The organism is Pseudomonas sp. 3MA1 (assembly GCF_029237275.1).
In the GTDB taxonomy this organism is placed as follows: domain Bacteria; phylum Pseudomonadota; class Gammaproteobacteria; order Pseudomonadales; family Pseudomonadaceae; genus Aquipseudomonas; species Aquipseudomonas fluorescens_AP.
Map to the genome: position 1 here is coordinate 37025 of NZ_JAACFX010000010.1, position 25941 is coordinate 62965.

General features: G+C 65.0%; 26 protein-coding genes. 12 read left to right on the plus strand and 14 right to left on the minus strand.

The window, feature by feature from the left end; genetic code table 11:
- Window positions 1-46: 46 nt before the first annotated feature.
- A complete protein-coding gene (locus GWQ44_RS23965) occupies window positions 47-1048 on the minus strand; it encodes a FecR family protein (protein WP_275928398.1) in 1002 nt (333 codons plus the stop codon).
- Between the two features lie 265 nt (window positions 1049-1313).
- On the opposite strand from GWQ44_RS23965, the gene GWQ44_RS23970 reads away from it, so the two are divergent.
- Window positions 1314-2351, plus strand: a complete 1038-nt coding sequence (locus GWQ44_RS23970; RefSeq protein WP_199011830.1) for an Ldh family oxidoreductase — start codon at window positions 1314-1316, stop codon at window positions 2349-2351.
- A 51-nt stretch (window positions 2352-2402) separates the two neighbouring features.
- On the opposite strand, the gene GWQ44_RS23975 is transcribed toward GWQ44_RS23970, so the two are convergent.
- Complete coding sequence (locus tag GWQ44_RS23975; RefSeq protein WP_016962600.1) at window positions 2403-2723, minus strand: DUF883 family protein; 321 nt, start codon at window positions 2721-2723, stop codon at window positions 2403-2405.
- A gap of 233 nt (window positions 2724-2956) precedes the next feature.
- On the opposite strand from GWQ44_RS23975, the gene GWQ44_RS23980 reads away from it, so the two are divergent.
- Window positions 2957-3211, plus strand: coding sequence for a hypothetical protein (locus GWQ44_RS23980; RefSeq protein ID WP_016962601.1), 255 nt, complete (start codon window positions 2957-2959; stop codon window positions 3209-3211).
- Here GWQ44_RS23980 and GWQ44_RS23985 read toward each other — a convergent pair.
- Window positions 3183-4118, minus strand: a complete 936-nt coding sequence (locus tag GWQ44_RS23985) for a LysR family transcriptional regulator (protein ID WP_275928399.1) — start codon at window positions 4116-4118, stop codon at window positions 3183-3185. The genes GWQ44_RS23980 and GWQ44_RS23985 overlap by 29 nt on opposite strands.
- A gap of 84 nt (window positions 4119-4202) precedes the next feature.
- Between GWQ44_RS23985 and GWQ44_RS23990 the strand changes: the two genes are divergently transcribed.
- Window positions 4203-5123, plus strand: a complete 921-nt coding sequence (locus GWQ44_RS23990; RefSeq protein WP_103740452.1) for a carbon-nitrogen hydrolase family protein — start codon at window positions 4203-4205, stop codon at window positions 5121-5123.
- On the opposite strand, the gene GWQ44_RS23995 is transcribed toward GWQ44_RS23990, so the two are convergent.
- Both GWQ44_RS23995 and GWQ44_RS24000 read right to left on the minus strand, forming a co-directional pair.
- On the minus strand, window positions 5116-5661 hold the full coding sequence (locus GWQ44_RS23995; protein WP_275928464.1) for a GNAT family N-acetyltransferase: 546 nt from the start codon (window positions 5659-5661) through the stop codon (window positions 5116-5118). The two genes, GWQ44_RS23990 and GWQ44_RS23995, sit on opposite strands and share 8 nt — an antisense overlap.
- A 5-nt stretch (window positions 5662-5666) precedes the next feature.
- Window positions 5667-6575 carry a LysR family transcriptional regulator gene (locus GWQ44_RS24000; RefSeq protein ID WP_047304553.1) on the minus strand — a complete coding sequence of 303 codons (909 nt, stop codon included), beginning with the start codon at window positions 6573-6575 and terminating at the stop codon, window positions 5667-5669.
- Window positions 6576-6704: 129 nt separating this feature from the next.
- On the opposite strand from GWQ44_RS24000, the gene GWQ44_RS24005 reads away from it, so the two are divergent.
- Entirely contained in the window at window positions 6705-8243 is a 1539-nt protein-coding gene (locus GWQ44_RS24005; protein WP_275928400.1) for an MFS transporter, read from the plus strand.
- Here the strand turns inward: GWQ44_RS24005 and GWQ44_RS24010 are convergent, their stop codons facing one another.
- Window positions 8244-9497: a ferredoxin reductase family protein gene (locus GWQ44_RS24010; RefSeq protein WP_275928401.1), complete on the minus strand. Its 1254-nt coding sequence runs from the start codon at window positions 9495-9497 to the stop codon at window positions 8244-8246.
- A gap of 413 nt (window positions 9498-9910) precedes the next feature.
- Between GWQ44_RS24010 and glsB the strand changes: the two genes are divergently transcribed.
- Window positions 9911-10819, plus strand: a complete 909-nt coding sequence (gene glsB / locus GWQ44_RS24015; protein WP_275928402.1) for a glutaminase B — start codon at window positions 9911-9913, stop codon at window positions 10817-10819.
- A 3-nt stretch (window positions 10820-10822) separates the two neighbouring features.
- On the opposite strand, the gene GWQ44_RS24020 is transcribed toward glsB, so the two are convergent.
- The 3 genes from GWQ44_RS24020 to GWQ44_RS24030 form a co-directional block, all read right to left on the minus strand.
- Entirely contained in the window at window positions 10823-11284 is a 462-nt protein-coding gene (locus GWQ44_RS24020; RefSeq protein WP_016965208.1) for an LEA type 2 family protein, read from the minus strand.
- A 166-nt stretch (window positions 11285-11450) separates the two neighbouring features.
- On the minus strand, window positions 11451-12890 hold the full coding sequence (locus tag GWQ44_RS24025) for a nucleobase:cation symporter-2 family protein (RefSeq protein WP_179601528.1): 1440 nt from the start codon (window positions 12888-12890) through the stop codon (window positions 11451-11453).
- Window positions 12891-13141: 251 nt separating this feature from the next.
- A complete protein-coding gene (locus GWQ44_RS24030; RefSeq protein WP_047304548.1) occupies window positions 13142-14035 on the minus strand; it encodes a LysR family transcriptional regulator in 894 nt (297 codons plus the stop codon).
- Window positions 14036-14135: 100 nt separating this feature from the next.
- On the opposite strand from GWQ44_RS24030, the gene GWQ44_RS24035 reads away from it, so the two are divergent.
- From GWQ44_RS24035 to chrA, 7 genes are all read left to right on the plus strand, one after another.
- Window positions 14136-15236, plus strand: a complete 1101-nt coding sequence (locus tag GWQ44_RS24035) for a polyamine ABC transporter substrate-binding protein (protein ID WP_275928403.1) — start codon at window positions 14136-14138, stop codon at window positions 15234-15236.
- Between the two features lie 10 nt (window positions 15237-15246).
- Window positions 15247-16203: an agmatinase gene (gene speB / locus GWQ44_RS24040; protein ID WP_275928404.1), complete on the plus strand. Its 957-nt coding sequence runs from the start codon at window positions 15247-15249 to the stop codon at window positions 16201-16203.
- Window positions 16204-16295: 92 nt separating this feature from the next.
- Window positions 16296-17012, plus strand: a complete 717-nt coding sequence (locus GWQ44_RS24045) for a YafY family protein (RefSeq protein WP_103740470.1) — start codon at window positions 16296-16298, stop codon at window positions 17010-17012.
- Window positions 17013-17064: 52 nt separating this feature from the next.
- A complete protein-coding gene (locus GWQ44_RS24050) occupies window positions 17065-17394 on the plus strand; it encodes a ketosteroid isomerase (protein ID WP_016965205.1) in 330 nt (109 codons plus the stop codon).
- A 158-nt stretch (window positions 17395-17552) separates the two neighbouring features.
- Window positions 17553-18680 (plus strand): cell division protein ZapE, encoded by a 1128-nt coding sequence (gene zapE / locus GWQ44_RS24055; RefSeq protein ID WP_275928405.1) that lies wholly within the window; start codon window positions 17553-17555, stop codon window positions 18678-18680.
- A gap of 158 nt (window positions 18681-18838) precedes the next feature.
- Window positions 18839-19330: a GNAT family N-acetyltransferase gene (locus GWQ44_RS24060; protein ID WP_275928406.1), complete on the plus strand. Its 492-nt coding sequence runs from the start codon at window positions 18839-18841 to the stop codon at window positions 19328-19330.
- Entirely contained in the window at window positions 19330-20523 is a 1194-nt protein-coding gene (chrA, locus tag GWQ44_RS24065; RefSeq protein WP_275928407.1) for a chromate efflux transporter, read from the plus strand. The genes GWQ44_RS24060 and chrA overlap by 1 nt, the downstream gene beginning before the upstream one ends.
- Here chrA and GWQ44_RS24070 read toward each other — a convergent pair.
- From GWQ44_RS24070 to GWQ44_RS24090, 5 genes are all read right to left on the minus strand, one after another.
- Complete coding sequence (locus GWQ44_RS24070) at window positions 20520-21947, minus strand: heavy metal sensor histidine kinase (RefSeq protein WP_275928408.1); 1428 nt, start codon at window positions 21945-21947, stop codon at window positions 20520-20522. The genes chrA and GWQ44_RS24070 overlap by 4 nt on opposite strands.
- Entirely contained in the window at window positions 21944-22618 is a 675-nt protein-coding gene (locus GWQ44_RS24075; RefSeq protein ID WP_060839400.1) for a heavy metal response regulator transcription factor, read from the minus strand. Before GWQ44_RS24075 ends, GWQ44_RS24070 begins: the two co-directional genes overlap by 4 nt.
- 319 nt (window positions 22619-22937) lie before the next feature.
- Window positions 22938-23162 carry a hypothetical protein gene (locus GWQ44_RS24080; protein WP_016963250.1) on the minus strand — a complete coding sequence of 75 codons (225 nt, stop codon included), beginning with the start codon at window positions 23160-23162 and terminating at the stop codon, window positions 22938-22940.
- A gap of 363 nt (window positions 23163-23525) precedes the next feature.
- On the minus strand, window positions 23526-25268 hold the full coding sequence (locus tag GWQ44_RS24085) for a phosphoethanolamine transferase CptA (protein WP_275928409.1): 1743 nt from the start codon (window positions 25266-25268) through the stop codon (window positions 23526-23528).
- A 229-nt stretch (window positions 25269-25497) separates the two neighbouring features.
- Complete coding sequence (locus GWQ44_RS24090; protein ID WP_103740442.1) at window positions 25498-25680, minus strand: DUF6026 family protein; 183 nt, start codon at window positions 25678-25680, stop codon at window positions 25498-25500.
- Window positions 25681-25941: the final 261 nt, after the last annotated feature.

Below are 25941 nucleotides of genomic sequence, written 5' to 3' on the forward strand. Positions count from 1 at the left end.
TCAGAGGTTGAAGTGAATCGAGGCCGCCCCCGCAACGGGGCGGCCTTCAGCTTTTTGGCGGGGACTGGGGCAACGAGTTGATCACCGGGTTGCCTTGGTGATTGCGCGTCAGGTAGACCGGCAGCACCTTGGGCAGCGAGGCCAGCAGGCTCTTGACCTCCCGGGTGTTGTAGATGCCGCCGACACGGATGCTGCCGGTCTGGCTGTCGGCCAGTTGCACCGGGGTATCCAGATAGCGATTGATCAGTGGCAGGGCCTCGCTGAGGGACAGGTTGTCCAGCACCAGCTTGCCGCTGCGCCAGGCCAGGGAACTGTCGTTGCTGTAGGTCTGGCTGATCTGCGGCGCGTAGTCGCCTTCCTGGTAGCGGGCCTGCATGCCGCGCTCCAGGCGGAAGCCCTCGCCAGGCTGGGCGGTGTTGCTGTTGACCAGCACCGAGCCCTGCAGCAGGGTGACCCGCACCTGGTCTTCATACATCCACACATTGAACTGGGTGCCGGTGACCTTGATCTGGCCGCGGGCGGCCTTGACCACGAAAGGGTGGGCGCTGTCGTGGCTGACCTTGAAGAACGCCTCGCCCTTGTTCAGGGTGACCCGGCGCTGGTCCTTGTAGTTGCTGTAGGTCAGGGCGCTGCCCAGGTTCAGCTCGACCTGGCTGCCATCGGCCAGGGTCACGCTGCGCAGGCTGTCGCCGGCTTCGAAGCGTTCGTAGGACGAGGGCAGCCAGCCCAGTTCCCAGCCGCTATAGGCGGCCAGGGGCAGGGCGCACAGGGCAATGGCCGCGGCCACGCCGTAACGCTGCCAACTGCGCCGTGGCGCAGGCTGGGGCGCCGGGGTCGACAGGGCGGAGGGCGGCAGCTGATCGGCCACTTCCCAGATTTCCCGCATGGCCTGGTATTCGAAAGCGTGCAGTGGGTCGGCATCATGCCATTGCTGAAAGGCCAGGCGTTCGGCATCGCTGCAGTCTGCTTCGTGCAGGCGCATGCACCATTGCGCCGCAGCCTGGGTAATGGCGTCGTACTCGGCTTCTGAGAGGATCTGTTGGCTCATTGACTCTTCCTGATTTCGCGCATTCTACCCTTCGCGACAAGCCTTGGAGAACAACCATGATGGCGATTGCCCAGTAACCTCGGGTTATTTTCATCCGCGACGGCCCTTGGCGCGCTGGGGACAGGGCTGCGGATACCGCCGCAACGGGGGATCCTGGCACCTTCCCTGCAAGCTGCAGGCGGTGGTTGACAGGGTTGCGGCTCGGCGTTGTTTAATCGCGGGTCACGCGCTGTTGCCCCCTCCAATAATTACTCTGGAGCTTCAGATGTCTGCCTCGTCCCCGGTTGTTGATACCCCCTCTGAATACCTGTCTTTCCCGGCGCTGGTGCAGTTGCTGGAGACGATTTTCCTGGGCCACGGCTGTCGCGCCGACGTCGCCCGTTGCCTGGCCGAGAACTGCGCCGGCGCCGAGCGTGACGGCGCCCACAGTCACGGCGTGTTCCGTATTCCCGGCTACGTCTCGACCCTGGCCAGTGGCTGGGTCAATGGCCAGGCGCAACCGGTGGTGGAAGACGTGGCCGCCGCCTTTGTCCGGGTCGATGCCGGCAACGGGTTTGCCCAGCCGGCCCTGGCGGCGGCCCGCGAGCTGCTGGTGCACAAGGCCCGCGAGGCCGGGATTGCCGTCCTGGCGATCCGCAACTCGCACCATTTCGCCGCACTCTGGCCGGATGTCGAACCCTTTGCCGAACAAGGGCTGGTGGCCTTGAGCGTGGTCAACAGCATGACCTGCGTGGTGCCCCACGGGGCCGACCGGCCATTGTTCGGCACCAACCCGATCGCCTTCGCCGCGCCCCAGGCCCAGGGCCAGCCGATTGTCTTCGACCTGGCCACCAGCGCCATCGCCCATGGCGATGTGCAGATTGCCGCGCGCGAGGGCAAGCGCCTTCCTTTGGGCATTGGCGTCGACAGCCTGGGGCAGCCGACCCAGGACCCCAAGGCGATCCTCGAAGGCGGGGCGCTGCTGCCCTTTGGCGGGCACAAGGGCTCGGCGCTGTCGATGATGGTGGAACTGCTCGCGGCGGCGCTGACGGGCGGCCATTTTTCTTTCGAGTTCGACTGGTCCAAGCATCCCGGGGCCAAGACGCCCTGGACCGGGCAGTTGCTGATCGTCATCGATCCGAGCAAGGCCGCCGGACAGAGCTTCGCCGAGCGCAGCCAGGAACTGGTGCGGCAGATGCACGCGGTGGGGCTCAAGCGTCTGCCCGGGGAGCGCCGGCATCAGCAGCGCGAGCGTTCGCTGCAACAAGGGATTGCCATCGACGCTGCGCAACTGCAGCGCTTGCGGGATCTGGCGCGGGGCTGAAGAACACTGAAATGCAGGCCGGGCCGGCGAGGTGCCCGGCCTGCAGGGCGGTCAGGAACGACGGCCGAGCAACAGACCGACCACCAGCCCGACACCGGCAGAGATGGCCACGGTCTGCCACGGATGGCCACCGATGTACTGCTCGGTGGCATCCACCACCGGCTTGCTGCGTTCGCGCACATGGCTCACCGAATCCAGCGCCTGCTTGAGCTTGAGGCTCACCTGCCGGCGCAGGCTTTCACCTTCTTCGCCCACCAGGGTGGCGCTGCCCTTGAGCAGTTTTTCCGATTCTTCGATCAGCGCCTGCAACTCGCTGAAGGCCTGATCCTTGATTTGATCGTTTTCCGCTTGCGCGGCTGATTTACGAGGCATGAAGTTTTTCCTTGGACAATGTGAACGGTGGTGCATGAGCGCCTTGTGCAGCACCAGGCCAGCTCAAGCCGATTGCAGTCTGCGGCAGCGGCTGCAGTGATCGGGTACCTGCAATGGAGTCCGGTGCCGGGGCAAAAGTTGCAGCCATTTTGCCCCTTGCTCGCCAGCCCGGGGTAAACCCGTCAGCCCCTACAGTGTAAGATGTCGCCTATTTTACGCAGCAGGAATTTCCCATGAGTTTCAATCTGGCTAACAAGCCCCTGGCCGAACGCGCCGCCATCGAGGACGAGAAGTCCCGTCTGTTCGAACTGTGGCAGAGCAACCTGGGCAAGGCCAAGGGCGAGGCCGCGCGGTTGTTCGGCGAGCGCGGCAAGCGCAAGGGCAAGTGGGCCGAGTGGGTCCGTGCCGAACTCGACGGCATGTCGCCGCCGGAGTTCTCCAACATGGTGCGCAGCGAAGTCAATCGCCTGATGGCGGCGAACAAGTAAGGGCGAAACTCTCGACGATCGCCTCGCGCACCTTCACCAGCAGCGGATCGGTCTGCGGGCTGGTGCGCCAGCCCAGCTCGATTGGATAACGCGGCAGCGCAACGGGGCAGGGCAGCAGTTGCAGGCCGGTGAGCTCGGCGATGCGCCGGGCGGCATGGTCGGGAATGGTCGCCACCGCCTGGCTGCCCTTGAGCAGAAAGGGCAGCGCCGCAAAGTGCGTGGTCGAGGCGCACACCCGGCGACTGAGGCCCAGGTTCGCCAGGCCTTCATCGGTGATGCCGATAAAGCCTTGGGACGACACCAGCAGGTGCTCACGCGCAACGAACTCTTCAAGGCTGATGCCTTGCTGCCCGGGAGCCAGGCTGGCCGGGTCGGCCAGGCACAGGTAAGCCCCTTCCCCCAGCACCTGGCGGCTGAGCAGGCGTTCGGCAAAACCGCCGGCACTGATGGCCAGGTCGACACTGCGCTGCAACAGCGCCTCGGCGACGATCTGGCTGTGGGTCTGGCGGAAAATCAGCCGCAGCTTGGGCGCCCGCCGGGCCACGGCCTCGATCATCTGCCGGCCATAGGCAATCTCGAAATCATCCGACAGCCCGAGCGTCACCGAGCGCCCCTGATAATCGCCGGTGTCCGGGGCGACCATGGCCAGGCTCTGGCGGCATTTGTTCAGGGCATCGCTGACCACCGGCTTCAACTGATTGGCCTTGAGGGTCGGTGCCAGCCCGCGCCCGGTGCGCACGAACAGCGGGTCGCCATACAGCTCCCGCAGCCGGCGCAAGGCCGCGCTCATCGCCGATTGGGTGACCCCCAGGCGCAGGGCGGCGCGGCTGGCGCTGGACTCGTCATGCAAGGCTTCGAAGGCCTTGAGCAGGTTGAGATCGACGCTGGCGATATTCATCTGGTTCATATCATTAAGCACTGAGTTGGGGTTTATCGATGATCGGCGGCGCCCGCAGAATGCGCAACACCTGATCCTTCGAGGAAACACGTCATGCCCAAGTCCATCGTCGCTGCCCTGCAAATCGGTGCCCTGCCTGAAGGCAAGGCGGCCACCCTGGAGCAGATCCTGTCTTACCAAGCCGCCATCATCGAGGCCGGTGCGCAACTGGTGGTGATGCCCGAAGCGCTGCTCGGGGGCTACCCCAAGGGGGAAGGCTTCGGCACCCAGCTGGGCTATCGCCTGCCGGAAGGGCGCGAGGCGTTCGCCCGCTACTTTGCCAATGCCATCGACGTCCCCGGGGCCGAAACCGAAGCCCTGGCCGGGCTGTCGGCGCGGACTGGGGCCAACCTGGTGCTGGGGGTGATCGAGCGCAGCGGCAGTACCTTGTATTGCACGGCGCTGTATTTCGACCCGCAGGCGGGGCTGGTGGGCAAGCACCGCAAATTGATGCCCACCGGCACCGAGCGGCTGATCTGGGGCAAGGGCGACGGCTCGACCCTGCCGGTGCTGGACACCCAGGTCGGCCGGCTTGGCGCGGTGATCTGCTGGGAAAACATGATGCCGCTGCTGCGCACCGCGATGTATGCCCAGGGCATCGAAGTCTGGTGCGCGCCGACGGTGGACGAGCGGGAAATGTGGCAAGTGAGCATGCGCCACATTGCCCATGAAGGTCGCTGCTTCGTGGTCAGTGCCTGTCAGGTGCAGGCCTCGCCGGAGGAACTGGGGCTGGAGATTGCCAACTGGCCGGCGCAGCGGCCGTTGATTGCTGGCGGCAGCGTGATCGTCGGGCCCATGGGCGATGTGCTGGCCGGGCCGCTGGTGGGCCGTGCCGGGCTGATCAGCGCCGAGATCGACACCGCCGATCTGGTGCGGGCGCGCTATGACTACGACGTGGTCGGCCACTACGCGCGCCCGGATGTATTTGAACTGAGCGTGGACCAGCGCCCCCGTCCCGGGGTGCGCTTTACCTGAGCCGGCGCCATTCCTCGCGGGTGATTTCCCACAGGTCCACGGGGAAGCGCCCGCTGACGAACTCGCCTTCTTCCGAGCGGATCAGGCGCATGCCGCCACGCTCGGAAATCCGCCGCGAACCCTGGTTCGGCGCCGCCTTGGGCACGCGCATCAAGGGCCGTTGCAGTACCTCGAACCAATAGTGGTCCACCGCCTCGCAGGCCTCGCTCATGTAGCCCTGGCCCTGCCACGCCGGAGCCAGCCAGAAGCCGCGGTGGTTATCGGCTTCGTCCATCAGGCTGATGCTGCCGATCATCTGCCCGGGGTTGCTGCGCAGGCGCAGGGTCCAGTGCCATTCCGTGCCCCGGGCCATCGCCGGCAGCGCCAGGTCCCGCACGAAGCTCAAGGCGCCGTCGGCCGGGTAGGGCCAGGGCACCAGAGCGTTGAGGTAGCGCACCACCTCCCAGTGTGGAAACAGTTGCTGGATGGGCTCGGCGTCCGCCAGTTCCAGGGGCCGCAGCAATAGCCGCTCGGTGTGCAGGGTGGGCAGGCTGCCAATCATGATCAGGACTCCTTGTGCGGCTTGCCGAGCAGCAGGTGCTCGCCGAGAAAGTCGACGAACACCCGCAGCTTGGGCAGCAGGTGCCGGCTATTGGGCCAGAGGATAGAGAACTTGCCGCGCTCTTGCTGGTAGTCGTCCAGCACCGACACCAGGCTGCCGTCGGCCAGGGCGCCACCGACCACGAAATCCGGTACGTAGGCGATGCCCAGGCCCTGGGTCGCGGCATGGATCAGCGACTCCAGGTTGTTGCTGGTCAAGGCGCTGCCCAGCACCAGCGGCGCGGCGCTGTCGGCCAGGTGCAGGCGCCACTGTTGCAGCTGGGTGCCGCCGGGAAACTTGTAGCGCAGGCAGGCGTGGTGCTCCAGGTCCCTGGGGCTCTGGGGCGTGCCGCGGCGGGCGAAGTAGCCGGGCGCGCCCACCAGCACGAAGCCGAAGGGCCCGAGGCTGCGGGACTTGAGCTGGGAATCCGGCAACTCGCCGCTGCGGATCACCGCATCCACCCCTTCGGCGATGACGTCGATCAGCCGGTCGTTGAAATCCAGGTCCAGTTCGATGTCCGGGTAGCGCGCGGAGAACGCGGGGAGGATCGGCAGCAGCATGCGGTAGCCGATGGCCGGCAGGCTGACCCGCAAGCGCCCCCGGGGCGCATCGCTGAGTCGCGCCAGTTCGGCCTCGGCTTCCTGTACCTGATCGACGATGCGCTGGCCGCGTTCGTAGAACAGCGTGCCTTCGTCGGTCAGGCTGAGGCGCCGGGTGCTGCGGTTGAGCAGGCGCACGCCGAGCCGTTGTTCCAGGCGCGACAACGCCTTGCCCACGGCCGAGGCGGACAGCCCCAGGCGCTCGCCGGCGGCCACCAGGCTGCCGCTCTGGACCACGCAGACAAACACGTGCAGGCCGTTCAGGTTGTCCATGGTGCACCTCGATTGCAGCGTTTTTGTCGGTAAAGAGCGGAATAATGCCCTGTTTTTTATCGATTGCGGCCTGCCTATCCTGGGTTTTTCTTCCATCGGCCCTGATTGCCAGGGCGTGCAGAGGTGTCCGTGAATCCTGAACTCGACCTGTCCCTGGGGCTGCCGGCCCGCACCCGCGAACGGGGTGCCTACGGTGTATTGGCAGCGGTGTGCCTGGCGGCGCTGATGCTGCCCCTGACCTTTGTCGGCGTGGCCGTGGCGACCCCGGCCATCGCCCGTGAACTGGGGGGCAGCCCGCTGGCCCTGAGCTGGACCACCAACGCCTTCATGCTGACCTTTGGCAGTGTGTTGATGGCCGCCGGCACCCTGGCCGACGAGTACGGTCGCAAGCGCCTGTTCAGCCTGGGGGTGGCGCTGTTCGGCCTGAGTTCCCTGGCCCTGGTGTTCGTGCCGTCGCTGCTGTGGCTCAACCTGTTGCGCGGGGTCCAGGGGCTGGCCGGCGCTGCGGCCCTGGCCGGTGGTTCGGCGGCCCTGGCCCAGGCCTTCGACGGCCCGACGCGGACTCGGGCCTTCAGCTTGCTGGGCACCACCTTTGGCGTCGGCCTGGCCTTTGGCCCGATCCTCGCCGGGGTCTTGGTGGAACACAGCGGCTGGCGTGCGATCTTCGTCTCCGGCGCGCTGATCGGGGGGCTGTCCCTGGCCTTTGGCGTACCGCGCATGCAGGAGTCCAGGGATCCCGAGGCCCGCGGCGTGGACTGGCCCGGCACCTTGAGTTTCACCCTGGCCCTGGTGCTGCTGACCTGGGGCATCCTGCAAGCGCCGCAAAGCGGTTGGAGCAGTCCATGGGTCCTGGCGTTGCTGGCGGGGGCGCTGCTGGCGCTGGGGCTGTTCATTGTCATGGAGCGGCGGGCGGCGCGACCGATGCTTGATCTGTCGCTGTTTCGCTACCCGCGTTTTGTCGGGGTGCAAGTGCTGCCCATCGCCACCTGCTACTGCTACGTGGTGCTGCTGATCCTGCTGCCGATCCGCTTTATCGGTGTCGAAGGCTACAGCGAGATCGACGCCGGAATCCTGATGATGGCCCTGTCGGCCCCTATGCTGGTGGTGCCCTTTGCCGCGGGCTGGCTCAACCGCTGGTTCAGCGCCGGCAACCTGTCGAGCCTGGGGTTGCTGGTGGCCGCCGGCGGGCTGTTCTGGCTCAGTCGGATCGAGCCGGGGCAGGCGGCTGTCCAGCGCGCCTGGCCATTGCTGGTGATCGGCCTGGGCAGCGGATTGCCCTGGGGCTTGATGGATGGGCTGTCGGTGAGCGTGGTGCCCAAGGAGCGGGCCGGCATGGCCAGTGGCATCTTCAGTACCACCCGGGTGGCGGGCGAGGGCATTGCCCTGGCCCTGGTGGTGGCGTTGCTGGCGGGGCTGTTGCAGCACGCTCTTGGGCCTCAGACGACGCCGGGGGAATCCCTGGCGCTGGCGGCCCGGCAGTTGGCCGGTGGCGATCTGGCGGCCAGTGCCGGGGCCTTGCCGACCTTGTCCCGGGAGGCGTTGCTGCACCTTTACTCCCAGGCCTTCAGCCAGCTGTTGCAGGTGCTGATGCTCATCACCCTGCTGGCGGCCCTGGTGGTCAAGGTGGCGCTGCATGAGCCGCGCCACCCGCACCGCCTCGGAAACTGATCAGCGGAACTCGAAGAACTCGTAGTGCAGGTTGGCTTCGGGAATCCGGTGCTCATTCATCAGCTCCCGTACCTGGGCCAGCAGGCCCTTGGGTCCGCAGAAGCTGATCTGGATCTGCTGCGGGTCGGTTTCCGTGGCCGTGCGTTTGAGGGTCTGGGCCAGGGACTCGGTGCCGCCGCTGTTGGCGACGAAGTCCACGCCGCGGGCCTGGGCCATGCCTTGCAGGGTGTCGACGCTGGGAAAGGCCCGGGACGGGTTGTAGCAATACACCAGGGTGGCCTTGTCGAACTCTCCGGCGGCCGCGTCCTGCAACCAGGAAATGAACGGCGAGATGCCCACGCCACCACCGATCCAGATTTCCCGGGCCGCTTCCTGGGGTCGCTTGAAGCGGCCATAAGGCGCGTAGAGGTCAGCGCGCATGCCGACCTTGACCTGTTTGCGCAGCCGTTGGGTGTAGTCGCCGAGGGCGCGGATCACGAATTCGATGCGCCCATCCTCGGCCTGGGCGCTGGCGATGGTGAAGGGGTGCGGCTCGCGCAGGCCCTTTTCCTGCATCGACAGAAAAGCGAACTGCCCGGCCTTGAACGGAAAACCACGGCCCAGGGGGCGCAGTTCCAGGTGCAGGGAGTTCTTCTCCACCCGGACCGCGCTCACCTGGTATTCGCCGGCCTTGGCCACGAACGGGTAGAGCAGCAGTTTGTACAGGGCGCCCAGCACCCCGAGGACGCACAGCGCGCCCAGCCACAGGCCCGATGGCGAGTCCAGGGTGATCGGCGACTTGAAGCTCACGCCGTGCAGGATGACGATCAGGAACAGCGGCCCGGACAGCTTGTGCCACCAGCGCCACTGGCTGTAGGGAATGTTGCGGTTCAGCGCCAGGAGCACGATCAGGCCCAGGGCCACATAGCTCAACTGGCGCACCAGGCGGGTCCAGTATTTGGACAGTTCGAGGATCGGCACGCTGTTCCATTCGTCCAGGTTGGCCTTGAACACCAGGTGATAGCTGGCGAACGCCAAGGCCCAGATCCCCAGCCATTTATGCACCTCGTAGACCCGGTCGAGGCCACCGAACAGGCGTTCGACAAAACCCCAGCGGGCCGCCAGCAGGCAGGACAGGGCCATGTAGGCCAGGGCCGTGCTGCCCAGGATCATGCTCAGGGTGGCGGAGGTCAGCCAGGTGTTTGAAGGAATCTCCAGCAGGAGGGTGAAGGTGGTGATCAGCAGAACGCCGATTATCGTGTGCCAGGTTTTCAAGGGTGCATGACTCCGCTCAGGAAATGCCGTCATGGCATGAACATCGATTGCCGCACAGGCCCCGTGGTCATGGGGGCAACGCCAAAAGGCGCGATGCGTGGAGTGGTGTGGCGCTGGGGCATAGCAGGATATGACAGCTTTGTTCGCGCGTAACCGGAGGCCATTCTAGCGCCTGAACCTTAATTCAAGCTGATGCGGGTCACCGATTCGGTATTTTGCGATTGACGAAAATGATCGAATCTCAATTGCATTTCGATTCCCTGTGCACGGCATGGATGCGGCTGGCTCCTACGGATGGCGTTGGCGCGGCTGGTAGCGCAGATGTGCACTTGGGTGTGCTGCGCAGGCCCTGGCGTGCGTCTAGCAGCCATAGCCCCGCAGCCGTACCGGGGCCCGTGATGATGAGCCTGAACATGCAAGCCCTGTTGAACCAGATTCTCGATGAAGTCCGCCCCCTGATCGGCCAAGGCCGGGTCGCCAACTACATTCCGGCCCTGGCCGATGTGCCAGCCAACCAGCTGGGGATTGCCGTATACGGCAACGATGGCCAGGTGTTCAGCGCCGGTGACGGGGACACGCCATTCTCGGTGCAAAGTATTTCCAAGGTCTTCAGCCTGGTGCAGGCCATCGGCCATTCCGGCGAAGCGATCTGGGAACGCCTGGGCCACGAGCCCTCGGGACAACCCTTCAACTCCCTGGTGCAGCTGGAGTTCGAGCGCGGCCGTCCGCGCAATCCCTTTATCAACGCCGGGGCCCTGGTGATCTGCGACATCAACCAGTCGCGCTTCGCCGCGCCGGCCTTGTCCATGCGCGATTTCGTCCGGCGCTTGTCGGGCAACCATCAGGTGCTGGTGGATGGCCGGGTGGCGGAGTCGGAATATCAGCACCGGGCCCGCAATGCGGCCATGGCCTACCTGATGCAGTCCTTCGGCAACTTCCATAACGATGTCGAGGCGGTGCTGCGCAACTATTTCAGTCATTGCGCGCTGCGCATGAGCTGCGTCGATCTGGCCCGGGCGTTCTGCTTCCTGGCCAACGACGGCTTCTGCAAGCACAGCGGGGAGCAGATTCTCACCCGGCGCCAGACCCAGCAGGTCAACTCGATCATGGCCACCAGCGGCCTGTACGACGAGGCCGGCAACTTCGCCTATCGGGTCGGCCTGCCGGGCAAGAGCGGGGTGGGCGGGGGAATTGTGGCGGTGGTGCCGGGGCAGTTCACGGTCTGCGTGTGGTCGCCGGAACTCAACGCCGCTGGCAACTCGCTGGTGGGCATGGCGGCCCTGGAGCTGCTTAGCCAACGTATCGGCTGGTCAGTGTTCTAGGGCTTACCAGGCGCCCGGGTTGTTCAGGCTGATCTGCCCGCGATCGATAAAGCGCTGGGTGCCGAACAAGCCGCCGGCCAGCTTGCCGCGCAGCACGTAGGGCAGGTTGTCCAGGCTCTGGGTCTGGCTCAGGCCCAGGGTCTGGCGCAGCACCGAGAAGGCCGAGACGCTGACCGGGATCACCAGGATGTCTTCCGAGTAGCGGCCGATATGCCCTTGCTGGTCGCTGACCCCGGAGGCCAGCGGGCGGCCGTTGACTTCCAGGTCCAGGGCCACGCCGTTGTAGTCGATGGGGCTTTCGTTGGGGTTCTGCAGGCGCAGTTTCACTGCGAAGCGCATTTCCAGGTCCTGGCTCGGCAGCGGCTCGATGCCCACCACGTTGATCGCCAGCGGGTCGCGGTTGGGCAACAGCGCACAGGCGCTGAGGCTGAGCAGTACCAGGGTCAAGGCGATCAATCTACGCATGGCATACCTGTCGGCAAGGGAAATGAAGGGTTGCCCGGCACCTTGTGGCCGCTGCCGAGCCAGCGAGGCTGCGACAAGGCCCGCAGGGCCTTGCCTGGCCAACCCTCGACCTACCTCAAGGCCGAGGGCCGGTCACCAGCGCACGCAGCATAGACGCCCGCGAGCCTCAGGAGTTCGCTTTGCCGCTCATGTCCGGGTCCTGCATGACCTTGAGGGTCGCCGCTTCCGGATCGAACTCATCTTCTTCCAGCTCAAGGAACTCCTCCGGCAGGAAGATATTGAGGAAGATCGCGCAGAAAGCACCCACGGTGATCGGCGACTCGAAGATGTTGTGCAGCGCCTTGGGCAGCTCGCGCAGCACTTCCGGCACCGCCGCCACCCCCAGGCCCATGCCCAGGGAAATGGCCACGATCAGCACGTTGCGCCGGTGCAGCCCGGCTTCGGCGAGGATCTTGATCCCGGCCACGGCCACGGTGCCGAACATGATCAGGGTGGCGCCGCCCAGCACCGGCTTGGGCATCAGTTGCAGCACCGCGCCGATCACCGGGAACAGGCCCAGCAGCACCAGCAGCCCGGCGATGAAGTAGGCCACGTAGCGGCTGGCCACGCCGGTCAGCTGGATCACCCCGTTGTTCTGGGCAAAGGTCACCATCGGCAGGCTGTTGAACACAGCCGCCACCGCCGAGTTGAAACCGTCCGCCAGCAGCCCGGACTTGATGCGCTTGATGTACAGCGGGCCCTTGACCGGCTGCTGGGAAATCATCGAGTTGGCGGTCAGGTCGCCGGCCGCTTCCAGGGGCGAAATCAGGAAGATCACCGCCAGCGGAATGAAGGCGATCAGGTCGAAGGAGAAGCCGTACTTGAACGGCACCGGTACGCTCACCAGCGGCACCTCGGGCAGGGCGGCCATGTCCACCCGGCCGAGCATCCAGGCCACCACAAAGCCCAGGGTCAGGCCGATGACGATCGAGCCCAGGCGCAGCATCGGGTGGTTGAAGCGGTTGAGCACCACGATGGTCAGCAGCACCAGCGCCGCCAGGCCCAGGTTGCTCGCCGCGCCCAGGTCGCTGGCGCCGTAGCCACCGGCCATGTCGGTGACCGCCACCTTGATCAGCGACAGGCCCATCAGGGTAATGATGGTGCCGGTGACCACCGGGGTGATCAGCTTGCGCAGCTTGCCGATGAACTGGCTGAGGAACATCTCGATAAAGGCCGCGACAAAGCAGATGCCGAAGATGGTCGAGAGAATGTCGTCGGTGCTGCCGCCCCGGCCCTTGACCATGAACCCGGCGCTGAGCAGCACGCTGATAAAGGAAAAGCTGGTGCCCTGCACGCACAGCAGGCCGGAGCCAATGGGCCCCAGGCGCCGGGCCTGGACGAAGGTGCCCAGGCCGGAGACGAACAGCGCCATGCTGATCAGGTACGGCAGCTCGCTTTCCAGCCCCAGCACGCCGCCGAAGATCAGGGTCGGGCTGATGATGCCGACGAAGCTGGCCAGCACATGTTGCAGGGCGGCGAAGATCGCCGCGCTGAAATGCGGACGGTCGTTGAGGCCGTAGATCAGGTCGGATTTGTAGCGGGGCGGGGAGCGATCAGGTGCGGTCATGGGAAAAGGCCTGCCAGTGACGTGTGAAAACAACGGGGGCACACGTCGGAAAGTGGACGGGACTTGGGCCGCAGAGCCATGGCATGGACAAGACTTGCGCACCCGGTCAGAAAAAAGGAGGCGCAGGATGCCAGAAAGGTGCCGCGGTCAGAAGGGCGGGCCGGAGGAAAAAGCTAACTTCGCAGTTGACCCGGCGTCCGCCGCCGGGCCCCGATGCTTCGGAGCCTAAGGCGTTTGTGGCGGTTTCACCCTCAGGCAAAGGCTCGCAGCAGGTCGTCTTCAAAGGCTTGCTGGGCCTCGCCCGGCACCTGGGCGCGGTGCCGGGCGAGGTAGAAGTCCACCTCGAAACTCAATTGTGGCGCGCCCAGTGGCTTGAGTTGGCCGGCTTGCTCCCAACTGCGGGCGAAATGACTGGGCAGGTAGCCGACATGCTGTCCGGAAAGAATGAAGGCCAGGGTGCCTTCCACCTGTTCGGCCCGGGCCGAGCAGCGCTGGCCCTGGAACGGCTCGTCCGGCCCGAGGAAACGATAGGGGTGGTCGACCCGGTCGGCCTCGGACAGGGCGCCCAGGTCCGGCTCGCTGGCTTCGAACAGCGGGTGGCCAACGGCGCAGTACAGGTGTTGGGTTTCGCTGAACAGCCGGCGGTAGTCGAAGGCGCGCTGGACCTGGGAAAAATAACCGATGGCCAGGTCCAGGCGCTGTTGCAACAGCAGGCGTTCCATATCCCCGGGCATGGCGCTCAACAACTCGATGCGCACGGACTCATCACGCTGGCGAAAGTCGTGGATGGCCTGGGCGACCTTTTCCAGCACCGAGCGATCCAGGGCCTCGGACAGCCCCAGGCGCACCTCGCCGATCAAGCGCCCGGCCACGCCGTTGGACTGGTGGCGGAACAGCTCGATGGAGTCGAACAGCGGGCGGGTGGCGCTCAGCAGCTGTTCGCCCTTGGGCGTGAGTTTGAAGCCGGCCTTGCCACGGCTGCACAGGCGATAGCCGAGACGGGTTTCCAGGCGGGCCATCTGCTGACTGATGCTTGATTGGCTCAGGCCCAGCTCGCCCTGGGCGGCGCTGAAGCCGCCGCATTCCACCACAGTGACGAACAGCCGCAACAGCTGCAGGTCCAGATCGTGCAATTGACCCAACATCAAACATTACCTCGGGCGCATGTCAGCGTAACAAACGTGGAATTTTTCTAATGTAGCGATCCGGGCAAGCTGCCGCTACTTCCTTGAGCAGGTGCCTGTCATGCGTTCATTGTTTGGCTTGTGCGTTCCTTTGGTATTACCGGCGCTGGTCCTGGCCCCGCAGGCGTGGGCCGAAGAGCCGGTGCTCAACCTCTACAGCTGGGCGGACTACGTGGCGCCGCAGACCTTGCAGCGCTTTACCGAGCAGACCGGCATCCAGGTGCGTTACGACATCTTTGATACCTCGGAGGTGCTGGAAACCAAGCTGCTGACCGGCCGCAGTGGCTATGACCTGGTGGTGCCGTCCTCCAGTGTCCTGGCCCGCGGGCTGGCGTCGGGCGCGCTGCAGGAAATAGACCCTGCCGGCCTCAAGGGTTACGCCAACCTTGACCCGGACCTGCTGGCCAAGCTGGCCGTGGTGGACCCCGGCAATCGTTACGGCGTGCCCTACACCTGGGGCACCCTGGGGCTGGCGGTGAACGTCCAGGCGCTGCGCCAGCGGCTGCCCGACGCACCGCTGGACAGCCTGGACCTGCTGTTCAAACCCGAATATGCCGAGCGCCTGAAAGACTGCGGGATCGCCTTGCTCGACTCGCCCCAGGAGGTCATCGGCCTGGCCTTGCACTACCTCGGCAAGGACCCCTACAGCAGCGCCCCGGCTGACCTGGCCGCAGTCGAGACGCTGCTGCGCCAGTTGCAGCCTTCGGTGCGCTATGTGGCCAGTGGCCGACAGCTCAATGACCTGGCCAACGGCAGCCTGTGCCTGGCACTGACCTACAACGGCGACGCCAGCATGGCCGCGGACCAGGCGCGCAAGGCCGGCAAGGCGTTTGAGGTGGCCTATCGCATCCCTCGGGACGGCACCCTGATCTGGCAAGACAACTTGGCGATCCCCAAGGATGCGCCGCACCCCAAGGCGGCCCGGGCCTTCATCGAGTTCATGCTGCGCCCTGAATCGGTGGCGGCCTTGAGCAACACCCTGTTTTTTGCCAATGCCAACCAGGCGGCCACGCCCCTGGTGGACGCGGCGATTCGCAACGACCCCAACCTGTACCCGGGGCCCGACATGCGTGCCCGGCTGTATGCCGACCGCAGCATGAGCCTCAAGGATATGCGTCAACGCACGCGTATCTGGACCACGTTCCGTAGCCGCCAACCCTGAGGAGACACCCATGGATATCGCTGACAACGACCAGGCGCTGACCCGCGACAGCCTGTACGGCACTGCGGCCGAAGCCACTTACGCCGGTATCACCAGTTTCATGCGCCGGCGCTACAGCCGTGACTTGCGCGGCGTCGACCTGGTGGTCAGTGGCGTGCCGTTTGACACCGCCACCAGCAACCGGCCCGGCGCGCGCTTTGGCCCGCGGGGCATTCGCGCGGCCTCGACCGGGATCGCCTGGGAACGCCACTGGCCCTGGACCTTTGACCCGTTCGATCATCTGGCGGTGGTCGACTACGGCGACTGTGGGTTTGATCCAGGCCTCCCACAATCGGTGCCCGAACGTATCGAGGCCCATGCCCAGCGTATTCTCGATGCCGGTTGCGCGATGCTGACCCTGGGTGGCGACCACTTCATCAGTTACCCGCTGCTCAAGGCCCACCACCGGCAACACGGGCCGCTGGCGCTGATCCACTTCGACGCCCACAGCGACACCTGGCCTGACGAAGAGGGGCAACGCATCGACCACGGCACCATGTTCTGGCATGCCGCCCGGGAAGGGCTGGTGGACCCGGCGCGTTCGGTGCAGATCGGCCTGCGCACCACCAACGACGACCACCAGGGCTTCAAGGTGCTGGACGCACGCCAGGTGCACCAGCTTGGCTGCGAGGCGATCGTCGCGGCAATTCGTCAGCGGGTCGGTGACCACCCGGTGTACCTGACCTTTGACATCGACTGCCTGGACCCGGCGTTCGCCCCGGGCACCGGCACCCCGGTCTGTGGTGGCTTGAGCACCGCCCAGGCCCTGGAGATCCTTGGCGGGCTGCGGGGGATCAATCTGGTGGGCATGGACCTGGTGGAAGTGGCCCCGGCCTATGACCATGCCGAGATCACCTCCCTGGCGGGGGCGACCCTGGCCATGGAGATGCTCTGTTTGTATGCCGCCCGGCACAAGGTCGATCTCTGATTCTTTGCCTGCCTCGCCTCGCAAGCCTCCTGACACTGACTGTCAGGAGGCTCTGATATTCTGCGCCGGTGTTTTTTCCGGAGTGCACCTGCGTGTCGCGAGCCAGCCGTTTACTCACCCTGTTGCAGATGCTGCGCGGCAAGAGCCGTCCGGTGACCGCCGCCACTCTGGCGGCGGAGCTGGAGGTGTCCGAGCGCACCCTGTACCGCGACATTGCCGAGCTGACCTCCCTCGGCGCGCCGATCTACGGCGAGGCCGGCATCGGCTATGTGTTGCGCAGCGGGCTGTTCCTGCCGCCCTTGATGCTCAATGCCGATGAAACCGAGGCCGTGGTCCTGGGCTTGCGCTATGTCGATCAGCGCGGTGACGAGGTGTTGAGCAAGGCGGCCGCCGATGCCATGGCCAAGATCGCCGCCGTGCTGGCTCCGGCGGCCCAGGATGCGCTGCGCAATCCGACCTTGCTGCCGGGACCCGCCGGCTGGGGCTTTCCCGACAACCGCGTGTCGTTGAACGTGTTCCGCCAGGCGATCCGCCATCAGGCCAAGCTGCTGATCGACTATGCCGACGTCAACCGCAACCCCAGCCAGCGGCTGATCTGGCCGCTGGCCCTGGGCTTTCTCAATGAGGCCCGGGTGATCGTCGCCTGGTGCGAGCTGCGGGGCGATTACCGGACCTTTCGCACCGATCGCATCGCCGCGGCCCAGGAGCAGGGCCAGTTGTATCCGGGGCGGCGCAGCGACTGGCTGCGGGCCTGGCGCAAGTGCCTGGCGGGAGACGATCAGGGCCGATTCACTGCTGACAGGAAATGACGCAAGGGCGCTTTAGCATGGCGTCCTCGTTCAACAGCAAGGAGCTTTTGTCATGTCGGCCACAGACCCTTCCCTGGCCCCGGCCATCGTCGCTTATGTCGCCGCGGTCAACCGCGGCGACAGCAGCGTGGCGGCGTCGATCTTCACCGCCCGGGCGCAGATTTTCGATGAGCGTGAGCACTGCGTGGGCCCGCAGCAGATTGCCCGCTGGATGGGCGCGGGCGCGCGTCGCCTGGAAGTCCTCGGGGTTCAGCGGCGCACCGGGAAAATCTTGCTCGACAGCCGGGTGTGCGGTGATTTCCCCGGCAGCCCCCAGGTCTTGCGCCACACCTTCCGCCTGGATGCCCAGGGCCGGATCGAGCGCCTGGACATCTCGCGCTGATCTAGCCGCTGCCGCAGGCTGCGCAGGGCGCAAGGGGCCTGGGAACGCCCGTAACATCTGGCGGTCCCTGGCCACCTCGCGGGCGCAGCGGCCACGGATCAGGCCTGGAGCGGCAGGTGGTGGCATACTGCGGCTCTTTGCCAGGAGGCCTGCGGCCCATGCCATTCGATTCGCCCATGAGCGCCTACCGGCATGCCCTGGAGCAGGACGGCTTTGTCGCCGATCCGGCCCAGGCGCGTGCGGTGCAGGCCTTGCAAGAGTGTCACGAGGCGCTGCATCAGGGGCGCAAGCCGGTGCAGGGGGTCTATTTGTGGGGCGCGGTCGGGCGTGGCAAGACCTGGCTCATGGATCAGTTTCACCAGAGCCTCAGGGTGCCGGCCCGGCGTCAGCATTTTCATCACTTCATGGGCTGGGTGCACCAGCGCTCGTTCCAGCTCACCGGCACCGCCGATCCCTTGCAGGCCCTGGCCCGGGAGCTTGCCGCAGAGGTGCGGGTGCTGTGTTTCGATGAGCTGTACGTCAACGATATCGGCGATGCGATCATTCTCGGGCGCCTGTTCCAGGTGATGTTCGAACAGGGGGTGGTCATGGTCTGTACCTCCAACCAGCCCCCCGAGCAGTTGTATGCCGATGGCTTCAACCGCGAGCGCTTCCTGCCGGCCATCGACGCCATCCGCCGGCACCTGCAGGTGCTGGCGGTGGACGGCGAGCAGGACCACCGCTTGCACCCCGGCGCCGCCGCGCAGCGCTACTGGCTGAGTGTCGAGGGCCAGCCCAGCGCCCTGGAACCGCTGTTTCGCCAGTTGAGTGCCGGGCAGGCGGTGTCCAGCGAGCCGCTGCTGATCGGCTATCGAACGGTATCGGTGGTCAAGGCGGCGGCGACGGTGATCTGGTGCCGCTTTGCCGACCTTTGCGAGCAGCCGTTCTCGGCCATGGATTTCATGGCCCTGTGCGACCGCTACAGCGCCATCCTCCTCAGCGAGGTGCCCAATCTCAGTGCCCGGCAACGTCCGGGGCGCATTGCCCGGGGCACCGAAGACGGGGCCCAGCGGGTGGCGGCGGGAGATCGGGAGCTGCCGCAACTGTCGATCCACGACGACAGCGTGCGGCGCTTCATCGCCCTGGTGGACGAATGCTACGACCGTGGAGTGCCGCTGTACCTGGAGGCCCGGGTGCCCATGGAGCAGCTGTACACCGAGGGCTACCTGGAGTTTGCCTTCCGCCGCACCCTCAGCCGCCTGCGGGAAATGCAGCTGCAGCGCTTTGCCCGGCAGCCAGGCGCTTGAAAGGGCAATGATTGCGCCTGATGCGAGTGGTTTCCATTGCTTAGGATTTTTCTCTCGCCAGTGGCGGGGCTCTCTTCGTTTGGTCAAATCCATCGGCCTACAATTCAGGCCGCCCGAGCCCTGAGCGCTCGCTTCCAATACCTTGATCGAGGATGAACATGGACGTTGCCGATGTCGTGGTGCTGCAAGCCAGTTACAGCAATCCGGTGCATGCCGAAGCCATAGGTGTACTGCTCAACCACTATGCCGAGGACCCCATGGGCGGTGGTCGCCCCCTGGCGCAGGACCTGCTCCAGCAACTGCCGGCGGAGCTGGCCAAGCGACCTCAGGCGTTCAGTGTGCTGGCCTTTGCCGGCGGCCAGCCGGTGGGGCTGGTGAACTGCTTCGAAGGCTTTTCCACCTTTGCCTGTCGGCCCCTGGTGAATGTCCATGATGTGCTGGTGCTCGACGGCTTTCGCGGCCAGGGCCTGAGCAATCGGATGCTGCAGAAGGTCGAGGACATCGCCCGGCAACGGGGCTGCTGCAAGATCACCCTCGAGGTGCTGGAGGGCAATGCCCGGGCGCAGGCGGCCTACCAGGCCTGCGGTTTCACCGATGCCAGGCTCGATCCGGCCCATGGCCGCATGCTGTTCTGGAGTAAAGCCTTGTAATGGCCGATCTCACCCCCGCCTCCGACCCCAGCGCGACCCGGGACAGCCCCTGGCAGATTTTCCTGATGTTCCTGCGCCTGGGGCTGACGTCCTTCGGTGGGCCGGTGGCGCATCTGGGGTATTTCCGTCAGGAGTTCGTCCAGCGCCGCCGCTGGCTGGGGGAGGCGGCCTACGCCGAGCTGGTTGCCCTGTGCCAGTTTCTGCCGGGACCGGCCAGCAGCAAGGTCGGGATTGTCCTGGGGCTGTCGCGGGCGGGCTTGCCGGGTGCCTTGTGCGCCTGGCTCGGTTTCACCCTGCCGTCGGCGCTGGCGCTGGCCTTGCTGGCGCTGGGCATCGGCAGCGGCTTGCCTCCCGGGGTGCTCAAGGGCTTGCAAATGGTGGCGGTCGCCGTGGTCGCCCTGGCGCTGTGGGGCATGGCCCGCAACCTGTGTCGCGGTGCCTTGCGCATCGCCATTGCCTTGCTGGCCGCCTGGCTGGTGCTGCGCTGGCCGGGCCTGGGCGCCCAGTTGCTGGTGATGCTGCTGGCGGCGCTGGCCGGGACCTGGCTGATCACCCCGGCGGCCCGGAGCGAGGTCGATGCCCTTGCGCCCTGGGGCAGCCGGCGCCTGGGTGGGCTGCTACTGGCACTGGCAGCGCTGTTGTTGCTGGTGCTGCCCTGGCTGTCGGCGCTGTGGCCAAACACCTGGCTGCGCCTGTTCGACGGCTTTTATCGCATCGGCGCCCTGGTCTTTGGTGGCGGGCACGTGGTGTTGCCGCTGTTGCAGAGTCAGGTCGTGGCGTCCGGCTGGATCAGCGATCCCCTGTTCATGACCGGCTATGCCAGCGCCCAGGCGGTGCCGGGGCCGTTGTTCAGTGTCGCGGCGTTCATCGGCGCCGCCATCGACGGCTGGCCCGGGGCCTTGATCTGTCTGCTGGCGATCTTCTTGCCGGGCTTTTTGCTGGTGATCGGAGTGCTGCCGTTCTGGCAGACCTTGCGCCAACGCCGGCGCATCCAGGCGGCGCTGGCCGGGGTCAATGCCGCGGTGGTGGGGGTGCTGGCGGCGGCGCTGTACCAGCCGCTGTGGACCAGCAGCGTGACCGGGCCGGCAGAGTTGCTGGCGGTGCTGCTGGCCCTGGTGTTGCTGCGCAGCGGCCGGGTGCCGCCCTGGGCCCTGGTGCTGCTGGGGGCGGCGCTGGGCGGCTGGCTGCTCTAGGCCTCGTGCAAGGCCGGGTCGGGCTTGGGAAACACCAGGCGGAACTCGGTGAGGTGCTGTGCATCGCTGGCGACCTCGGTGTGTCCCTGATGCAGGTTCATGATCGAGCGAACGATCGCCAGGCCCAGGCCGGTCCCGCCTTCGGCCCGGGTGCGGCTGCTGTCGACCCGGTAGAAGCGCTCGAACAGATGGGGCAGGTGGCAGGCGGCGATGCCCGGTCCCGGGTTGCCCACAGTCAGGCTGACGTTTTGCAGTTGGCGTTCGATCCGCAGGCTGATCCGTCCCTGTTCCGGGCAATGGCGAATGGCGTTGGACAGCAGGTTGGAGATCGCCCGCTGGATCATCAGGCGATCCCCCTGTACCCAGGCGTCGCCGCTCAACTCCAGCGCCAGGTGCTTGTCCTCGGCGCTGAGGGCGAACAGGTCCATGACCCGGCGTGCTTCTTCGGCCAGGGACACCCGGGTGAAGCGGGCCTGGGAGGCCGGCTGGCTGACCTGGGCCAGAAACAGCATGTCGGCGACGATCCGCGTGACCCGCTCCAGTTCCTCGATGCTCGACTCCAGCACGGCCTTGTATTGCTCCGGTGGACGTTCCCGGGACAGGGTCACCTGGGCCTTGCCCATCAGGTTGCTGATGGGCGAGCGCAGTTCATGGGCCAGGTCGTCGGAGAACTGCGACAGGCGCTGCACCCCGCCATCCAGGCGGTGCAGCATGACGTTGAAGCCCTGGCCCAGTTCCGCCAGCTCCCGAGGCAGGCGCTCCAGGTTCAAGCGATGGGTCAGGTCCTGGGTGGTGACCTTGGCCGCCACCCGGGTGAACTGCTGCAGGGGTTGCAGGCCGCGCTGCACCAGGCGCCAGGCGCCGATGCCGATCAGCAGCAGCAACAGCGGCAGGGCAATCACCGTGGAGCGCAGGTAAGCGCTGAGCAGGGCCTGATCGTTGCTGCGGTCCAGGCTGAGGATCACCCGCACCTGTTCGCCGTTGCGCAGGCTCATCGCTCGGGCGGCGCCCAGCAACTGAGTGCCGCGGTGGTCGCGCCAGTCGAAGTAGCCGCTGTCGGGCACTTTCTTCAGGGCCTCGGGCAGGGATTGCCGGGGATCGCCGCCGACATTGAGCAAGGGTTCGGCCAGCGGGTCGCTGCCCAGGATGCTCAATTGCAGGTTGTCGTGGCCCAGCACCAGGTCCAGCAGGGAGTGGGGGCGGGCGGCCAGATCGCTGCTCTTGAGATCGCTGGTCAGGCTGTGGCGGATCTGCTCCAGCTTGCTGTCCAGGCCCTTGCGCGCCAGGTTGTCCAGCTCGTGGCTCAGGGCCAGGTAGGCCAGGGTCGCCAGCAGCAGGACCAGGGCCGCGCCCATCAGGCTGACGGTCAGCCCCAGGCGCATGGACAGGCTGCTCTGGGTGGCGGGCGCGGGCGAGGTTTTCATGGGCGCACTTCCAGCACATAGCCGACACCGCGCAGGGTGTGGATCAACCGCACTTCATGGGCCTCGTCGATCTTGGCCCGCAGGCGGCTAATGGACACTTCCACCACATTGGTGTCGCAGTCGAAGTTCATGTCCCAGACCAGGGAAATGATTTGCGTGCGGGTCAGTACTTCCCCCGAGTGGCGCATCAATACATGCAGCAGGGTGAATTCCTTGGTGGTCAGATCAATACGCCGATCGCCGCGATAAGCCCGATGACGTCGCGGATCAAGTTGCAGATCGGCCACTTGCAATACTTGCGAGGGGGCTGCCGGTTCGGCACGACGTATCAGGGTACGCACTCGCGCCAACAACTCGGGAAACTGAAAGGGTTTGACCAGATAATCATCGGCGCCCATATCCAGCCCCTTGACCTTGTCTTCCAGGCGACCGCGGGCGGTCAACATCATGACCCGTGCCTGAGATTGTCCGCGCATATCCTGCAACACTTGCCAGCCATCTTTGCCCGGCAGGTTTATATCCAGGATGACCAACTCGTAGGGCTGTTGTTGAATCAGGTGCAGGCCGTCCACGCCATTGTTGGCGCGGTCGACCACATAACCACTTTCACTCAGGCCTTGGTGCAAGTAGTCCGCTGTTTTGGGTTCGTCTTCAACCACCAGGATGCGCATTATCGGATTCTCTTCAGAGTGCTTGGGAAGTATCGAATGAGCGGAGGATGAAGCCTGTAGTCACTACAGGGTCAATAAAAATATGCAATTGATTCAGACGATTAGCCGTTGAGTCGATGAGCGCCGAGTAATCGGGCGCAGGCATGCTAATTGAATTGCAACAAGCACGCTGGCAAATGACAAAGTTGTAATGCAGGGGCCATGCTAGTGACATGAAGTCTTTTTCAGCGGATATAAAAAAGGCGCCCGATAGGGCGCCAAACGTCCATCTCTGTCACAGGAGCACAATGTCCAGAGTGGGTACTGCGTCGAACTTGCATCAGGCGTCGGGCTGTTGTTTCTTGGCGTCCGGCGCGGAATAGTGAGTACCAGCCTTGTCTTGCTCGGTCTTGGCGAGGTTCTGGTTTTTATCGCCGTGAATTTGCTGCTGATTGACCCGGAAGTTCTCGTAGAAGCGTTGCATATGCTCGGCTCCGCCTTCGGCAAAGGCTGCGCTGGAAGTGGCGAGAATCAAACCGCTAAATACCAAAGTTGAAAGTTTCATACTGCGTTTCCTACTTAAGAGTGTTCGGTCACTTGTTTCATCCCTGTACAAGAAGTGATGGGGCAAGTTTCAGCGAAGTGTATTAAGTGAGGGTTAACGTCAGCCTGAATGCACAATTGCATTCTTGACAACATGTGTCCGTGGCGAAGTGCGGGCGGCCATGAACCGGTGGCCAAGGTGTGGGTCAGGTCGGCGCAAGAGGCGATGGCGCTTTCGCCGGCAAGCCGGCTACGGGGGAGGGGGCTATTGCGTAGCGGCGTGTCGGAGAAGGCGTGGCTGAGGTTGGCGCAAGGCGCGATGGCCTTTGCGCCAGTAAGCCGGAGCTTGCGGGATGGGGGCCGTGGCGGCCCCCGAGGCGGAGCCTTACTGCTGCACCACGGCAGCGTCGGCCGGGGCTTTGGGCTTCATCAGGCTGAAGTCGATCAGCGGCTTGCTCTGGCGCGAGTAGGGGTTGCCAATCAGCAGGGGACGTGGCTTGAAGCTGTCGCTGACCAGGCTGCGGCTGTGGTCCAGTTGGTCGAAGCTCAAGCCCGCCAGGTCGGCCCAGGTATGCACCAGCTGGGAGCTGATGTAAGGCCGGCTGAGGTCGGATGCAAAGTTCCAGTCATGGGTTTCGCGCCATTTCGGCGAAGCCCAGGCCAGGAACGGAATGGTGTACATCGGCGCGGTGGGCTTGCCCTCGTTGCGTCCCAGGGTGTCGTGCCCGGCGGAGTCGAAGACGTCTTCGCCGTGGTCCGACAGGTACAGCAGGAAGCCGTTGGGGTCGGTCTTGGCGTAGTCCTTGATCAGGCTGGACACCACGAAGTCGTTGTACAGCACGGCGTTGTCATAGCTGTTGTAGGTCGACACCTGATCGTCGTGCACGCCGGCCGGCACGCCCTGGCGATCGGTGAATTTTTCAAAGGTCGGCGGATAGCGGTACTGGTAGCTCATGTGGGTGCCCAGCAGGTGCACCACGATGAACTTGCGCGGGGCGCTGTCGGCCAGGGCCTTGGAGAAGGGCTCCAGTACATCGCCGTCGTACTGACGGGCGTTCTGGTTGCGGTTGTTGTTCAGGTACACCTGCTCGTCCGCCTGTTCGGAGAAGGTGGTGAGCATGGTGTTGCGCTTGGTCATGGTCTGCTGGTTGGTGATCCAGTAGGTCTTGTAGCCGGCCTGCTTCATCACGCTGACCAGGGATGGGGTCTTGAGGTAGAGATCGGGGTTTTCTTCGTCGGCGAAGGTCAGCACCTGTTGCAACGCCTCGATGGTATAGGGGCGCGGGGTGATGACGTTGTTGAACACCGCTAGCTGGTCCTTGAGCTTGTCCAGCTCCGGAGTGGTCTGGCGCGGGTAGCCGTAGAGGCTCATGCGCTGGCGGTTGGTGGATTCGCCGATCACCAGCACCAGGGTGGCCGGCTGGTTGGCCATGCTGTCCTTGAGGTTGGTCAGGGGCGGGATCTTGCTGACGCTGTCGAGCATGCCTTGCATGCCGTCCAGCTGCTGACGGTAGCGGCGATAGGCGACCACCATCTGCCATGGCACGGCCGGCTCGATGCGGGTTTCGAATTTTTCCAGGCCGTCGGCCAGGTTGTCCGCACGGGAGATCTGCTTGACCAGGGGGTAGCCGACAATCGCCACCAGGATCGCCACGGCGGCGACCAGGGCCTGGCCCCGGGGCAGGTAGACCGGGCGCAGGCGGGTCCAGAGGAAGATGGCGAAGGCGGTGTGGGCCAGGAAGGCCGCCACCATCCACCAGGCAAAGTACTGGGTCAGGTATTCACCGGCTTCCGAGGGGTTGGACTCGAACATGATGAAAATGACGCTTTGCGAGAACTCCTGCTGGTAGATGAAGAAGTAGCCCAGGCTGGCCATGGAACAGGCCCAGAGCACCACGCCGATCACCGCTGCCAAGACTTTGGTGCGAGCCGGGAACAGCAGCATCGGCGCCAGCCAGATGGCACTCATGAAGAACGCCTGGCGGAAACCGGCGAAGCCGGACGTGTCGGTCAGCTGGATCAGCAGTTGAGTGATGCCGGAGAAATACCAGAAGAACAGGAACAGCCAGAGCAGGCCCATCCAGTCGAAACCTGCCGCAGACGTGTTACTGCGTTTGAACAAAGCCATTCAGTGCTCCCCACCGTTCCAAGATCATTGGTCGCCCGTTAAGCGCCGCAAATGAAGCCGGCCGTCTGTCACAAGACGGCCACAATGGCCTGGAGTATCGAATGGCAAGTGTGAAAAGTTTGTGAGGCAGGTGTGGGAGTTTTGTCCGGCTAGCCGCCGCTGGCGCGGTGTTTGGGCGGATGCGCCGCCGGACAAAAAACGCAGGCCGGGCCTGCGTCGAGGGGCGGGTTCAGCTGGCGGAAGGAAGGTCCAGCGCGGCGACGGCGTCTTGAGCCTGGCCCTGCAACATCCGGCGCAGTTGTGCGACCTCTTGTTGCAGTTGATCGCGTTGTTCCTTGAGCTCGCGCCATTCATCGCGACGAATGGTCACATAAAGGGTTTGTGCAGGTCGTGCCGGTTGTACTGTGCCCATTGCTTCACCTCGCAAATGGCGTGCCTCAACTATGCTGTGCTCTGCCCATGCCTGACGCGGAGCACTCTCGCAGGCGGCGATTTTATTTCTTTTTCGGGCAATGGGAACTTTTTTATTTTTCGCTTTCGCCGTGTCTTCCTGGGGTTTTCTGTCGTGATGCGCCCAGTCTCTGCGAAACTTCGTCCCGGGTGCCTGGACTAATCTTCACGCATTGCCTGCCCGTTGGGACGTGGATCAGCACCGGGCGGGACGTGTCAGGCG